The 16,040-nt window shown below is 39.4% G+C and carries 11 protein-coding genes and 1 tRNA gene; all 12 read left to right on the top strand.

The window, feature by feature from the left end:
- Nucleotides 1-27 precede the first annotated feature (27 nt).
- The 12 genes from ABEG20_RS00650 (at nucleotide 28) to ABEG20_RS00705 (ending at nucleotide 15,960) form a co-directional block, all read left to right on the top strand.
- Nucleotides 28-234 carry a hypothetical protein gene (locus ABEG20_RS00650; RefSeq protein ID WP_406825492.1) on the top strand — a complete coding sequence of 69 codons (207 nt, stop codon included), beginning with the start codon at nucleotides 28-30 and terminating at the stop codon, nucleotides 232-234.
- 109 nt (nucleotides 235-343) lie between these two features.
- Nucleotides 344-417 (top strand) — tRNA-Ala (locus ABEG20_RS00655).
- 340 nt (nucleotides 418-757) lie between these two features.
- Nucleotides 758-1,348, top strand: coding sequence for a hypothetical protein (locus tag ABEG20_RS00660; protein ID WP_406825493.1), 591 nt, complete (start codon nucleotides 758-760; stop codon nucleotides 1,346-1,348).
- A gap of 362 nt (nucleotides 1,349-1,710) precedes the next feature.
- On the top strand, nucleotides 1,711-2,331 hold the full coding sequence (locus tag ABEG20_RS00665) for an RNA polymerase sigma factor (protein WP_406825494.1): 621 nt from the start codon (nucleotides 1,711-1,713) through the stop codon (nucleotides 2,329-2,331).
- 59 nt (nucleotides 2,332-2,390) lie between these two features.
- Nucleotides 2,391-3,539 (top strand): FecR family protein, encoded by a 1,149-nt coding sequence (locus ABEG20_RS00670; RefSeq protein WP_406825495.1) that lies wholly within the window; start codon nucleotides 2,391-2,393, stop codon nucleotides 3,537-3,539.
- Nucleotides 3,540-3,587: 48 nt separating this feature from the next.
- On the top strand, nucleotides 3,588-7,190 hold the full coding sequence (locus ABEG20_RS00675; protein ID WP_406825496.1) for a SusC/RagA family TonB-linked outer membrane protein: 3,603 nt from the start codon (nucleotides 3,588-3,590) through the stop codon (nucleotides 7,188-7,190).
- A 7-nt stretch (nucleotides 7,191-7,197) separates the two neighbouring features.
- A complete protein-coding gene (locus tag ABEG20_RS00680; RefSeq protein ID WP_406825497.1) occupies nucleotides 7,198-8,622 on the top strand; it encodes a RagB/SusD family nutrient uptake outer membrane protein in 1,425 nt (474 codons plus the stop codon).
- A gap of 1 nt (nucleotide 8,623) precedes the next feature.
- Nucleotides 8,624-11,071: a zinc-dependent metalloprotease gene (locus ABEG20_RS00685; protein WP_406825498.1), complete on the top strand. Its 2,448-nt coding sequence runs from the start codon at nucleotides 8,624-8,626 to the stop codon at nucleotides 11,069-11,071.
- A 1-nt stretch (nucleotide 11,072) separates the two neighbouring features.
- Nucleotides 11,073-11,606: a DUF3347 domain-containing protein gene (locus tag ABEG20_RS00690; RefSeq protein ID WP_406825499.1), complete on the top strand. Its 534-nt coding sequence runs from the start codon at nucleotides 11,073-11,075 to the stop codon at nucleotides 11,604-11,606.
- Between the two features lie 263 nt (nucleotides 11,607-11,869).
- The gene (gene galB, locus ABEG20_RS00695) at nucleotides 11,870-14,335 is read left to right on the top strand and encodes a beta-galactosidase GalB (RefSeq protein WP_406825500.1); all 2,466 of its coding nucleotides are present in this window, start codon (nucleotides 11,870-11,872) and stop codon (nucleotides 14,333-14,335) included.
- Nucleotides 14,336-14,741: 406 nt separating this feature from the next.
- Nucleotides 14,742-14,957, top strand: a complete 216-nt coding sequence (locus ABEG20_RS00700; RefSeq protein ID WP_406825501.1) for a hypothetical protein — start codon at nucleotides 14,742-14,744, stop codon at nucleotides 14,955-14,957.
- Between the two features lie 220 nt (nucleotides 14,958-15,177).
- Nucleotides 15,178-15,960: an MbnP family protein gene (locus ABEG20_RS00705; protein ID WP_406825502.1), complete on the top strand. Its 783-nt coding sequence runs from the start codon at nucleotides 15,178-15,180 to the stop codon at nucleotides 15,958-15,960.
- Nucleotides 15,961-16,040 lie beyond the last annotated feature (80 nt).

Below are 16,040 nucleotides of genomic sequence, written 5' to 3' on the forward strand. Positions count from 1 at the left end.
GTTAATATTGGGAATTTATTTTCGGTAATGTTTATCACTGCCTTAATTATTCCGTTTTACCTTTTGGCTGTTGTAGCCATGTGTTATATGGACAGTGCTTTTAAGGACATGATGTTTTTTGTGATGTTGCTCATTGCTACATTTGTACTTTTTCTGTTTATCACTTACCCCATGCAATCAGCTTTTGCTGTAATCTTTTTGATGGCGCTTTTTGGCTTGAAATTTAAAGATTAATAAAAAGTTGAATTATCATTTGCATTCGAGAAAGTATTTGCTATTTTTGCTGCTCGGGCCGGAAGCTTGTTTTTCAGTGTACATTGTTTACTATTGAATATTAAAAATTGGGGGATTAGCTCATTTGGCTAGAGCGCTTCGCTGGCAGTGAAGAGGTGATCGGTTCGAATCCGATATTCTCCACCTTTAAAAGCCGATTTATTAAATTAGATCGGCTTTTTTGTTTTTGATAAAAAGGGAAACTGATGTACTACGCTTAAAATAAGTAAAATGAGTTCTGGTACTTTTTAGCTGATGTTAAGTACACCAATTAAAACATAAATAAAAAGGTGAGACGAGGATATCAATATCATAATTAAACTTAAAAATTCTGAAAACGTCGTATAAATGATACGAATGTCTGTGTTTTTGTTACATTTCTAAAAATGCTAATCAGCCATTTTAAGGCACTTTGTTGATAATTATCAAAGACTCATTTTTGTTAAGCAAGCTTTAAGAAATAATTAAGCATAACTTTGATTTTATGAACAACGCTCTTAAAATCATGGTGTTATCCATCTTAACGATTGGCGCCAAAGCCCAATCTGCTAAGCCATTATCAGTTGAGGCATTATCAGCCACCCGTACAAACTTTAACAAAAACTTAATAAAATTGGATTCAGTTGATGTTGATGATCTACCCGCTCCGGTGTATTTGTTTTCCAGAGATGGTAAACACGAAATAAATATTGACGGCGTTACGGTACTAACTGATCAACAAAAAATTATCGGTATTAAAGATATGGACCTGTCCGGAGAGTCATTAAAAAATATCAGCGATAGACTAATAATTTTCGATAAGCTTCAGAAAGCCTATAGTGAAGCATCTAATGATGAATATAGGTCTGGCAAAAGAAACAAAAATAACATTGTTTTCTATGACCGCAGATTTTTTGCCGTTCTACGTTCAATGAGAACAACGTTGAAAGATTTTAAAAACAGGTATGCTGCAAATCAGAATGATAAAAGTAAAACGATATCAGTTGCAGCAATGAGAAGCCCCAACGTTGACTGGGATTTCTACTGTCGCTTGATACAAGTTGAGCACGAAAAGATACTATCGCTAACCAAATAATTATGATCACGATTAAAAAAAGAACCATCTGCAGCAAAAGTTGTAGATGGTTTTTGGTTTTATGCGCATTCCTGATCTACCATTTTCGTTTGTTTTGTTAAATTATAGTGTTTGGAGATTTTAATACTAAAAACTTAAATGCTGAAGAGAAGAAAGAATAGCATAATCTGATCTGAAAGGGTATAGGTTTTTGTTGATTTTGGGGTAGAAACCAAGTGTTAGCAGTTAGATAAAATCTGAAAAACATCAGAATTTATAAATCCTGCCTATCTTCTATCAATATCATTTTGCCAAACATCATGGTTTTATATTTTGTAAAAAGCATATCGAAGAATGTTAAGGTCTTCAATTTTAATTGCTTAATGCGTAGATTTGGCGAAATGTCAACCGGCCATCCCAACGATCATGAAGAATTACGGCAACTCGATTACCTGAAAAAAGGTAGTCGTGAAGGCTTTGATTTTATTTACGCAAAATACAGCAGGTTGCTTTTGCCCAAAATGCAGCGGATGGTGAAGGTTAACGAGGTGGTTGATGAGCTGATGCAGGATGTTTTCTTAAAAGTTTGGTTAAACCGAGCAGAGATTGATCTAAACCGTTCTTTTGCGGGATGGATTTTTACGATTGCGCAACATACTATTTATGGTTATTACAGGCGAGTTGCCCTTGATGTAAAAATGCAGCGCTATCTTCTGGAAACCTTTGCCGAATTTTACGAGCAAACGGAAGATTATATTTTCAATAAAGAGCGCGTTGAGTTGTTAAATCAGGCGATCGAAAAGTTACCAGCCCAACGGAAGGAGATATTTAAACTTTGTAAAATAGAGGGGAAAAGTTATCAGGAAGCGGCAGAAATCTTATCACTCAGTTCCTCCACCGTAAGCAATCAACTGGTAAGTGCCACCAAATACATCAAACGATATGTTTTCTTTCACTCCAAGGAGTTTATTCTGCTTTGTATTGCCGCTTATTTAAAAAAATAAAAAATTTTAAGTGCGAATAGTGTGTTTGTCCATCTCGTGCATAATATATATAGACAACGATGGAAAAACAACCTTCAAACAAACAACTATTCGACCGCTTTATCGCAAATAAAAGTAATGCCAGGGAGCTTGAGATGCTTTTTGCTTATTTTGAACATGCCGGTCACGCAGAACTTGAAGGTTTAATTAAAGATGAATTTGACCTTAAAAACCAATCTTTTGATGAGGAAGATGCTTTACGTCTTGAAGCTGTTCATGCCCGGTTAACGGAGAAACTTTTTGCCAAACCTCAAAACCGTGTATTGAAATTCATCAGCACAGCCAGGTTGATCAGAAATGCTGCTGCCGTAGTGGTAATTTTGTCTGCCGGACTATTGGTGACCCGACAGTTATCAAAAACGGAACAAGTGGTGCCTGGCGTTGCAAAAGCTTTTCTGCATTTCAATGGTAAAAACGACACTTTAAGGGCGAAAAAAGCAGGGCTGCTTTATCAGCATGGCGGCGTAACGGTAAGCACGCAAAGCAATGGTACAGTCGTATTTATGGCAGTAGATGCCGATTCTGCAACAGCCGTTAAACTGAACACCATTACTACGCCTAACGGTGGTGTGTTTAAGGTTACCTTGAGCGACGGCTCTATGGTAATGTTGAACGCAGGCTCAAAACTTACTTTTCCTGCAGGCTTCCGCGGGCCGGAAAGGAAAGTATACGTAGAGGGCGAAGCATTCTTCAGGGTAGCCAAAAATGCTGAAAAGCCGTTTATTGTTCAAGTGAGGGGAAACGAAATCAAAGTTTTAGGTACTCAGTTTAATGTGAGCAGTTATCCCGAAACCGATGGTGTTGAGACTACACTTTTAGAAGGAAGTGTAAGTATTACCAATGCCGCAGGGAATAATGTGTTGCTAAAACCAAATCAACAGGCGATTTCTTCTTATGGACATTTATCGCTTAAAGACGTAGCTGCAGGAGATTTTAATGCCTGGACCAAAGGAGAGTTTCTTTTTAATGATGTGCCGTTATCGGTCGTGATGCAAAAGTTGGCCAGATGGTATAATGTGGAAGTACAGCCCGCATCAATGCCGTCAAAAAACCTTTACATGAGGATATCGCGCAAGGCTGATATTAAAGAGGTACTCGAGATGATTGCAAAGGCTACAGATCTTCAGTTTGATTTAAAGGGCAATCAGATTGTTTTTAAAAAAGAATAGGTTTTTATCCATCGTCGTCAATTAACAACCAACCAAACTAATTTTTTTATGACAAACCTTTACTTTCGCTTCGTCCGGACGGGACGTAGTTATTTATTGAACTGGTGGGCATTGCTGTGTTTAGCACTACTCTTTTCGCTGAACGCAAATGCGCAAAATAACCAGTACAAGTTTTTTCAGGCACCACTCAACACGGTCATTACACAGATTTCCCAAAAAACATCTTACGAGTTTGTATATGATGCTGACCTGGTAAAAACGGCAAAACCGATTACCATTACCTTAACCACGCCCGACATCAGGATTTTAATGGATGCAGTAACCAAAGGACAGGATTTTACTTACGAAATCAGCAACGGTAAAACCATCGTTTTAAAAACCAGAAGTGAAAATGCAGGCGAATACACTTTGCATGGTATGGTAACTGATACCATTGGCGGACCGCTTCCGGGCGCTTCTGTCAAATTAAAGGGAACCACAAAATTTGCAGTGACTGATGGTAACGGGCATTTTAACATTGGCTTAACCGATCAATATAATACCCTCGACATCAATTATATCGGATACAGACCGCTATTACAAAAAATTGATAGGATCACTGCGCAAAATATCGTTACAATTAAACTTAAAACCGATGCTTCGCTATTATCTGAGGTTGTAGTCAATGGCTTTCAGGCTTTACCTAGAGAAAGAAGTGCAGCGGCAATTTCGGTGGTAGATAGTGCAACACTTAACCGGCAGATTAATCCAGATTTATTAGCGGCTTTGGAGGGCAAGGTTGCAGGTTTATTATATACCAAAAATCCAAAGGGATTAACCGCCGATCAGCCGGTATTGAGGGGTGTAGGTACTTATTCGACCAATATAGGTACAAGTCCATTAATTGTCGTGGATGGTTTACCTTCAGAACTTACACTCGATCAAATTAATCCATATGATGTAGAGTCGATTACGGTATTAAAAGATGGTGCAGCGGCATCTATTTATGGCTCACGTTCAGGTAATGGTGTAATCGTGGTGACTACAAAAGGAGGTAAAGCAAAAGGGGTAAATATCACGCTAAACGCTGATTTGTTTATTACCGGAAAGCCCGATTTCGAGAGTATGCATTATGCTTCAACCAGTGATCAAATAGATTACGAAACGGCAGTTTACAACAACGAAAGAGCCCGTTTTGCAACTACAGATGCGATGTTTAATAGCTATGGTAATGTAAATAACGGAACGATAAAATATTACAGTCCATTGTATGAACTTTATCGTCAGCAAGCTGCAGGTGGCATCAGTGCCGATCAATTGAATGCCACAATTAATCAATTGAGGCAAAATGATTACCTTAAAGACTACGCGGATAATGTCTGGCAAAATGAAGTAAGACAGCGATACAACTTATCTTTTAATTCAGGCAACGGAAAGAGTAGTAACTATTTGTCGCTAAATTATGATGCATCAGATTTGCGAATGAAATATAACAAATCTGAGAATTTCAATATTTACAATAAATCTACATTTAATTTACAGAAATGGTTGACAGCTACGGTTGGCATAAATGCTTCCTATAACACCAGTTCTATCAGTAGTTTTGATTATACCGACTACTTGTTACAGCCGAGGTATGCGCAGATTACAGATGGAAACGGAAACCTGGTTTATTCGGATTATGTGAAATTAAAAGATGGTTTTAGTACATCTGGGGAAGTAAATCCAGCAGTTATAGCAACCTTAAAAAACAATAACAATTTTAAATCATTCAGGTTTAATGTTTTAGAGTCACTTCAAGAAGGATTAGATAAAAGTAAGGCTATCAACTTAAGGGCATTTGCAAACCTGCAGGCAAAAATTTATAAGGGTTTAAGTTATAGCATGCAATTTCAGTATGAAAATAATAATTCAGATCGGGAATCCTTTTTTGATAAAAATAGTTACAGAATGCGATATGCCTATAACTATTTAACGAGTTACAATGCTGCAACGAATGTTTACACACGTAATTTACCTGAAGGTGGAAGGTTTTATCAAATAAATAAAAAAAGTAACAATTACACCTTTAGAAATCAGTTGAGCTATGATCATAGTTTTGGTAAAAATCAGGAACATAATATTGCAGCCATCGCCGGGGTAGAAATGAGGCAAACGCTAGTGCCGAGAAGTTTGGAGAATGTAAGGTATGGTTATGACCCTGTTACGCTGAACTCTGTTACGCTCAATTCATTTGCATTAAGCAACACCGGAATAACCAGTTACATTGGCGGTACAAGGACCCTTAGTGCTTTAGCTACCAAACAGGAACAAATCAAACACAGGTATTTTTCTGCATATAGCAATATGAGTTATACCTTTCAGGGAAAATATAATTTAACCGGAAGTATTCGTGTAGACCAGGCTGATTTGTTTGGTGTGGATCCTCAATATAAAAACCGCCCTTTATGGTCTGTAGGTTTAGGTTGGAACGCAAACCGCGAAAATTTTATGAAAGATATTGAGTGGTTGAACACGTTAAAGGTACGTGCTACCTATGGAATAAATGGGAACGTAGATCAGACTTCTTCCCCATACTTAACAGCAACACTTAGAAATGATGGCTTGTTCCCATCACTGCAGTACACCAATATTTCTGCACTTCCTAATCCAAAATTGCGCTGGGAAAAAGTTGCTTCTACCAATTTCGGTATAGATTTTTCCATGCTAAATAACAGGTTACGTGGTAGTTTAGATTTGTATAACAAATACAGCAGCGATTTATTGGTGAGTACAGAATTAGATCCTACAGTTGGTGCTTTATCTAGAGTGCTTAACAATGGTGCATTAAGAAACAGAGGGATAGAATTAAATTTAATTGGTGACTGGTATAAATCAGGTGATCTGTTATTAAGTTCTCAGTTTGTAATCGGATATAATAGAAACAAAGTGATGGCAGTCAACACAGCTGCACAGAATGCCTACTCGTATATTGGTTCACCAACAGATTACTTTTTTGTAGGACAGCAATTTAATTCGCTCTACGCCTATCAATATGGAGGCATGACAAACGGTTACCCATACTTTTTAGATGAAAATGGTAACGCTAATGTAACATTCAATTCAGCCGGAGTTCCTACAGCAGTTAAAGATATTACAAACAGAAATGCCATTGTGAATATGGGTTCGTTGACACCTTTGTATTCAGGTTCATTCAGTCAAAAAATTAGCTACAAAAATTTCGAGTTAAGTGCGATGTTGGTATTCTCAGGTGGTAATAAATTAAGAAAAGATGTAACCGATCTGTCATCAACCACGGTGTACGACCAAGATATTACCCAAAGATGGACGGGTACAACAACGAGTGAATTACCTCGTCTATTTGTAGATTATGCTACCTCTGCCGCCAATTACGCTAGTACATTAAGTCGCCTGTGGCGATATTCAGATGTTCAGGTACTGGACGCATCTTACATCAAACTAAGAAACATTGTTGTCTCTTATAATTTACCTCGACAAATCAGTCGTTTAATTCATTTAAATAATGTTCGAATATCAGGCCAGGTCAACAATTTATGGTACTGGAGTGCAGCTGGCGATGATATTGATCCGGAAACCTATTCGCCTAATTCCGGAACCAGGTCTTTACAAATTCCTAAAACATTCATTCTTGGTCTTAACGTAACTTTTTAATCAAAAGATGAAAAAATATTCATACATCATGGCTCTTTTACTGGTAGTTCTGGTAGGAGGCTGTAAAAAATATACCGACGTTATACCGACCGGTTCGATCGTAGTTGAAACCGCTGATGATTTTTACAAACTGGTATCACTTCCAAACAGGGCTTATCCAATCAATAACTTTCAATACCTGGTTGACGATCAATGGATTCGCGAGTCATATGTGATTGGTCAGATAAAAAACATTGACATTATCAACTTTACCTTTGATGATACCGATGCCCGCACAAATTTATTGACGGCATCATCTTTCTATAGTCAAACTTACGCTTATATCAACAGATGGAACACAATCATCTCACTGGTAGATGGAAGTAAGGGGGATGATAATATAAAACAACTAGCAAAAGCAGAAGCAAAGGTGTACAGGGCTTTTGATCATTTCATGCTGGTCAACGTTTATGCTAAAGCTTACGACCCGGCTACGGCGGCAACGGATGGTGGTATCTGCATCATGGATAAGTATGATCTTGAAGCAAAGCCAGTGAAGTCTACGGTAGCACAAGTTTACGATTTTATACAGAAGGATATCGACGATGCACTTCCGTACCTCCAAAAAGTACCTGTTGATCCTTATCACCCATCTCTAGCCTTTGCGTGGGGATTAAAGGCAAAAATTCATTTGTTTAAGCATGAGTTTGCTTTGGCCAAAGAAGCCGCACAAAAATCGTTGAGTTATAATAATGCCATTTACGATTTAGTTGCCTATAACAAATTGGGCGGACCAAATGCTGTGCCTGTATTAGCGGGTGAAAATCCGGAAGTGCTTAGTTTCCAGTATATGACCGGGTATACTGAAATGAGTTTTGCGTACACCTGTATTTTGAGTCCCGAATTGGTTAAACTTTTTGGTACAAACGATGCCCGGTTTAATCTGTTCATGAACACAACCAGTACATCTTTAATGGATGCCGGTGCCGGAACAGCCTATTTTAGCGTAAACTACACCAAATTCTTTTACCCAACCGTAGGTATGAAAACAACGGAGGTATATCTTATGCTTGCTGAGTGTTTGGCCCGTGAAGGGAATCTAAATGAGGCCATGGCTATTATCAATCAGCTGCGTGCTAAAAGAATATTGAGTGGCACTGTTACCTTGCCGGTTCCTACTACCGTAAAGGAAACCATGAATATCATTATTACGGAAAGAAGAAAGGAATTACTGCTTGGTTTCCATCGCTTCTTCGATTTGAAACGATTAAATAATGAACCCGATTATGCTAAAACAGTTACACATACTTTTCCCATTGTGAACAAGACTGTTCCTCAGGTAACTTACTCATTAAGTCCTAATTCCAGATTATATATTATTCCTTTTCCATCAGGTGCAATGAAACTTAATCCAAATCTAAGATTGAATACTAACGAAACCCTTCCGTTCTAAGATGAATTTTAAATCAGTCCTATTTCCGATCGCATGTACGCTCTCCCTTACTGCATTTGGTCAAAAACCTGTAGTTAAACCTGATAGTGCTGCCAAAAAAGCACCGATGGATTACACCAAAGTTATTCCTTCTACCGCTATAGCCCAGAATGGGCTTTTTAATGTTCGCCAGGTAGATCAAAAATGGTATTTCGAAGTGCCAGACACTTTGCTTGGCAGATACCTGCTGGCGGTAACCCGGTACGTGACTACGCCGCAAGGTTATGGAAGTTTCGGTGGTGAGAAAGTAAATGAGCAAACCCTATTTTTTCAGAAAGGAAACAATAACAACCTCTTTTTAAAAGGGGTTGTTTATCGCCAGGAAAGTAAAACTACCGAAGGTCCGATTTTTCAGGCGGTAATGCAGTCGCAGGAAAGCCCGATTATTGCCAGTTTCGATATCAAAGCTAAAAATCCATTAACAGGAAACTATGTTATTGATGTAACCGACTTCTTTAAGAAGGATGTTGCCGTAGTAGCTATCCCGGCTGAAGAAAAATCGGCAAAGAAACTTAGCGCTTTAGCTGATGACCGCTCTTTTATTGAACGTATTTCCTGTTATCCGATAAACACCGAAATCAAAACCACCAAAACCTATGCAACCTCTGGTCCGGGTTTTACGGTTGGTGCAATTACCGGAGCTACTACTTTAAGGTTAAATACTTCGATTATTCTATTGCCGAAAGTGCCCATGCGTAAGCGTCTTTTTGATGAAAGAGTTGGCTTTTTTGCTAATAAATACATTCTTTTTGATGAAGATTACCAGCGTACACAAACCAAATATATTGTACAGCGCTACCGTTTAGAGCCTAAAAAGCAAGATGTCGCAAAATACAAAAAAGGGATTCTGGTTGAACCTAAAAAGCAAATCGTTTATTACATTGATCCGGCTACGCCAAAAAAATGGCGCCCTTATCTTATTGCAGGAATAAATGATTGGCAGAAAGCGTTTGAGCAGGCTGGTTTTAAAAATGCCATTATAGGTAAAGAATGGCCCGAAGCAGATACGACCATGAGCTTGGAAGATGCCCGTTTTTCGGTGATCAGATATTATGCTTCAGAGACGCCAAACGCTTACGGACCACGAATCAGCGATCCACGTAGTGGTGAGATTATGGAGAGCCATGTTGGCTGGTATCATAACGTGATGAAACTGGTACACAACTGGTATATGATCCAAGCTGGTCCGCTGGATAAGCGGGCACAAAAAATGCAGTTTGATGATGAACTTATGGGGCAATTGATCCGCTTTGTATCTTCACATGAGTTAGGCCATACTTTAGGTTTACGTCATAACATGGGCGCCAGCAGCCAAACGCCGGTTGAAAAATTGCGGGATAAGGCCTGGGTGGAGAAAAATGGCCATACCATTTCTATTATGGACTATGCCCGATTTAATTATGTTGCGCAACCGGAAGATCATATTGGGCCGAAAGGGATCTACCCGAGGATAGGCGCTTATGATGAGTGGGCCATCAACTGGGGTTACCGCTATTTTGAAGGTGAAAAAGACGAGTTTTCGGAAGAAAAACTGCTCAGTAAAATGACGACAGACACCTTGACTAAAAACCCGGGATTATGGTTTGGCGGAGAAGGTAAGGATGAAGACCCCAGGAGTCAGGCTGAAGATTTGGGTGATGATGCTGTTGCCGCAAGTGATTACGGAATAAAAAACCTCAAACGTGTAGTCGCTAATCTTAAAAACTGGACTTATGAGCCGGGTGACGAATATGATAATTTAGCCGAATTACATAAAGGGGTGCTTGCTCAATATAGCAGATACCTCTATCACGTGCTTAAAAGTGTAGGTAATCGCTATGTAACCAAAAGAAGTGTTGATGAAAAAGGCGCTGTATATGCAGAAATATCAAAGCAGAAAGTTAAAAATGCCGTTGCTTACGTCGGTCGGCAATTATTTGATGCACCATTGTGGCTGTATCCGCAAGAACTTGCTCAGTATATTAATGTAAAACCTATTGAAGATATTTCAGATCAGCAATCACAGGTTTTGAACATGTTTCTAAGTCCGGGGTTACTATTTAATTTAAATCAAAAGTCCTTAACCGCAAAAGACCCTTATCCAATTAGCGAATTCCTAAATGATCTGTTGCCTCTGGTATGGAAAAAGGAATCTAATAATCCTTTACAGGATTCGTATTTGAGGAGTTTACAACGTTCTTACCTGGAAAAAGTAGGCATGTTAATTAATCCCAAAGATGTTGCAGATGGTAAGATGATGAATAGTGCACAACGCAGTGATGTGAGGCTTGAAGCCATTGCTCATATCGAGGCCATCAGAAAAAAAGTAAATGCCTTAATACCTCAAACAACGGGAATTGAAGCCATACACCTGGCAGATATGCAACGGGAAATAGACAAAATTATTAAGAAAACAACTTTAAATCCATAGTATGAAAAAGTATATATTGGCAGCGGTTATGGCTGTAGGCGGTTTGGTTTTCACCGTAAAAGCACAAGTAAAAACGTCTTCGCAGGAAGTAGTACCTGAATTGGTGAAGCAAAGAGAAACGCAAAAAAAAGCCATTATCAGCAGTTATATGGGAATGAAAAATGGCCTGGTGATTTCAGATACCCAAAAAACGGCTAGTTCCGCAACTGAATTTTCTGCGGCGCTTAGTCAATTTAAGTTTAAAAAGCTCACTTTGCAGCAAATGAATATGGCCACTTCTGCACGTATCAGCATTAAGGCATTGGCCGATCAGATTGCTGCTTCCTCTTCAATAGACGACCAACGGAAAAATATGGAAAAGCTATCTGAAGAACTTTGGTTGATTATTGATAAGTTGAAACCAGAAAACACAGTGGTTTACCAGCAGAAATGTCCCATGACTGGTGTAACGTGGGTAAGTAACGACAAGAAGATTGAAAACCCGTACTACCCCAAAAATATGCTTACCTGCGGGGAAGTAACAGGAGAAAAATAAAAAACAATTTTAGTTAGTTAATGATAGCTGCGGGAGAACTTATTTCCTGCGGCTTTTTTATTAGTAGGTTAACAGCGCTTTATCATAATTTACCAAAGACAAAACAGAAAAATATAGATCGGTGTAGAATAGCATCGTTAGCTATATCTCTTCCCCCTGCAAGCTTTACAGGCAGAATAACTAAAATTGAACCATTTATTGACTTATTTTAACCTGTTCATTCCTGAAGTTGTTGAGCACTGTTTTAACATTTAGATTTGAGGATGAATGCAATCAAAATATCATTATATCGCGGATTAACCATTATATTTTTAGCTGTGCTAACTTGTGGAGCAGTACATGGTCAGGTTAGGACAGCATACCTGCTGGGAAAAAACTGGAAGTTTAGCAAAGGTGATTTTCCTGAGTCCAAAAACCCTGCTTTTGATGATACCAAATGGGAAACGGTAAGTATACCGCATGACTGGGCAATAAAAGGCCCTTTTGATGGGAACAATGATAGCCAAAATGTACAGATTGTACAAAATGGGGAGAAAACCGCATCATTAAAAACAGGAAGAACAGGGGGCTTACCTTTTGTTGGCAAAGCCTGGTACCGGAATACTTTTGTTGCACCTGCTTTTACAAAAGGTAAAAAAGCAGTGATATTAATCGATGGCGCCATGAGCTATCCTAAAGTATTCTTAAATGGAGAGGCTGTTGGCCACTGGGCTTACGGCTACAATTCTTTTTCAATCGATGTAACCAACCAAATGAAAGTTGGCAAAAATACACTTGCCATCAGCCTGGAAAATTTACCAGAAGCCTCACGCTGGTATCCCGGGGCTGGTTTATACCGGAATGTGCATGTCATTATTACGGATGAGGTAAGTATTCCGGTTTGGGGCACTTATATTACCACACCTGTAATTAACAAAGATTTTGCCCGCGTGAAGATCAGAACCCAGGTTAATTCACTTAGTGGAAACTATACTGCATTGAGCCTGCAAACCACCATTATAAATGCAAAAGGCGAAACGGTAGCTTCTGCAACCAAAACTTTGAATGAGGGTGATCTGAACGAGTTTGAGCAGGATTTACTGGTCAGAAATCCTGAACTATGGTCGCCGGAAACACCAAACCTATATTCTGCCATCACAAAACTATACGCCGGGAAGAGCTTAAAAGATGAATATACCACTACTTTCGGCATCCGCTCCATTAAATACGAGCCGCAAAAAGGCTTTTCGCTAAACGGTGTTTACCGCAAGTTTAAAGGGGTTTGCAACCACCATGATTTGGGGCCCCTTGGAGCCGCCATCAATGTGGCTGCCTTGCGCAGGCAACTTGTATTATTGAAAGATATGGGTTGTGATGCCATCAGGACCTCACACAACATGCCGGCACCCGAGCTGGTAAAGTTATGCGATGAAATGGGATTTATGCTCATGGTAGAATCTTTTGATGAATGGAAAGCACCAAAGGTTTCAAACGGATACAGTCACCTTTTTGATGAGTGGGCTGAAAAAGATATCGTAAATATGATCCATGCCAACAGGAACAATCCTTCTGTGGTGATGTGGAGTATTGGAAATGAAGTACCCGATCAATCGACTAAAGAGGGAGGCAAGATCTTAAAGTTTTTACAGGATATATGCCACCGGGAAGATCCAACCAGGCCGGTTACTGCCGGTATGGATAGGATCAAAGATGCTTTAGACAATAACTTTGCCTCGGTATTGGATATCCCGGGCTTTAATTATAAGCCGTTTTGGTATGGAGAGGCCTACAAACGCTTGCCACAGGAAATGATTTTGGGTTCTGAAACAGCCTCGACTGTTAGCTCCAGAGGGGTATATAAATTCCCTGTTGTACCGCAGAAGATGAAAATGTACGATGACAATCAAAGTTCATCATACGATCTTGAATACTGTAACTGGTCGCAAATTCCTGATGATGAATTTGTAATGCAGGATTCTTTGAAGTATGTAATCGGTGAATTTGTTTGGACAGGTTTTGATTACCTGGGAGAACCTACCCCTTATGATGAAAAATGGCCGTCGCACAGTTCTTATTTTGGAATTATTGACCTGGCAGGTATCCCTAAAGATCGGTTTTACCTTTACCGGAGTAAATGGAATCCCGAAAAACCAACGCTGCATATCGTTCCGCACTGGACTTTCCCTGGTCGTGAGGGACAAGTTACCCCCGTGTTTGTGTATACCAATTACCCATCAGCAGAGTTGTTTATTAACAACAAAAGCCAGGGCAGGCAAAGCAAAAATAAAACAACTCATACCAGCAGGTACCGCTTGATGTGGAACGATGTAAAATACGAACCCGGAGAAATAAAGGTAATTGCCTATGATGAGAACGGTAAAGCTGTTGCCGAACAAAAGGTTAAAACAGCAGGAAAACCGCACCATATTGTGTTGGAATCTGATCGTAAAAATCTGATGGCCGATGGGAAAGATCTGGCCTACATTACAGCGAGTGTGGTAGATGCCAATGGTACTTTATGTCCTGATGCAGAGAATAGCTTATCTTTTAAAGTTACCGGAAACGGAATATATAAAGTGGTCGCCAATGGAGATCCAACCAGCCTGGAATTATTTCACCTGCCCAAAATGAAGGCCTTTAAAGGCAAACTGGTGATTACCGTACAATCAACAGAAAAGGCCGGAAAATTAAATCTAAGTGTTTCATCTAAAGGTTTAAAAACTGCTGTGTTACCGATTGATACCAAATAACGACAGGATGGGAAGAATGCTTTATCGTTAGCAGACACTGCAATAGCATTGGGTGACCGATTAAATAGGGAATGATGATGCATCAAAATATAATTCAAGAGTAAACCAGCTAAATCTTTTCTACTCCTGAATGAAAGTTTAATCTAAAGTGCTAATCAAAAACCTTTTTAGGTAGTTTTACTTAATTTATTTGTTTTGTTCGATTTTTGGAGTAGTTAATCCTTATCTTTGCAACGGAATGTTGAAAAGGTTTATTGCCATATCTTTATTGTTCGCACTGATCGGATCCAACTTTTCGCGTTTTTTCATCTATGCCGGTTTCGAGGTAAACCAGAAATACATATCAGCGAAATTATGCGAGAACAGGGACCGTCCGTGGATGCACTGTAATGGCAAATGTTTTCTGATGAAGAAACTAAAGCAGGCTGAAGAAAAGGAGAAAAAACAGGAAAGGGAAAATCAGCGGGGCCATTACATGGAAGCATTGCCTACAGCTGCATCATCCTTTACCTTTAAACGCTCAACTGTTAAAATTATCTATCCGGAACGTCCGGTGCTCAATACCATGCACCGTGCCTTTTCTATATTCCAGCCACCAAAAGCCGCTAGTCTTCAGGCTTAAACATAATTCTTTTATCTTTTTTTGCTATTTGTATCCGGAAATTTTCTGTTTGCTTAGCATTTCTATATAATTCTCATCCAGCAATGCCACTTTTATGGCAAGTGCTGGCGTTTGGGCCTGTATTTTTATTTCGGGGAAAATCTCTCCATCAAAATCCAATTTACAAACCAGTGCATTATGGCATGCAACAGATATGCCTTATTGAATTATATTAAAAAAAATGAAAAATTTTTTAACGATCATATTATTAGCTACAATTTTATTTGCCTCATGTTCTAAAGATGCTGAACCGGGTGCTATTCATGAAACGGATGGTAGGGCGAAGCTAACCTTTGATGCCGTTGTGGGTACATCAGACTTTGCGCTTGATCAAGATTTCACCATAGGATCTAAAACCTGGAACTTTACCCAGTTGAGGTACTGGGTAAGCAATGTGGTACTGATTAAGGCAAGCGGCGACGAGTATGCTGTACCGAACAGTTATTACCTGATTGAAGAGAACAAAGCTGCAGAAACAAACAGTGCCTATATTTATCCCGCAAACAAAAGGGAAAGCGTTGAACTTGCAGGGATTCCTGCAGGGGATTATAAATCAATCCGTTTTTCTGTTGGCGTTCCGGAGAAATACAATAATAACCTGAGTCTGCAAGCGGGTGAGCTTTCGCAGCTTAACGGGATGACCAATGTTTCATGGATGTGGGCCACCAGTTATATCTTTTCTTCATTAAAAGGAAAAGTAACAGCAGCTGGAGCCACCAAAACTATTGCTGTAGAAACCGGTCTGAATGCCAACTTTAAAACAGTAACCCTTAACCTGCCATCTGCTTTGCACATCGGTTCGGCCAAATCAACCGCTATCCTGTTAAATGCTGATGTGACCAAGATAACCGATGGCGTTGACCTCATGACCACTCCTTCAGTAGGTGCATCTCAGGCTACTCTTATGGCTGCTGTTGCTGCAAATTATTCAGGCAAGGTATTTTCTGTTAAATCTGCCCAGTAACCGCTGTGGTAAATCTTAAGTCCTTAACAGGCTTTGTCATGCTGGTGGCATGTGCCGCTATATTTTTTATCTCTTCCTGT

The organism is Pedobacter sp. KACC 23697 (assembly GCF_045348445.1).
GTDB lineage: Bacteria > Bacteroidota > Bacteroidia > Sphingobacteriales > Sphingobacteriaceae > Pedobacter.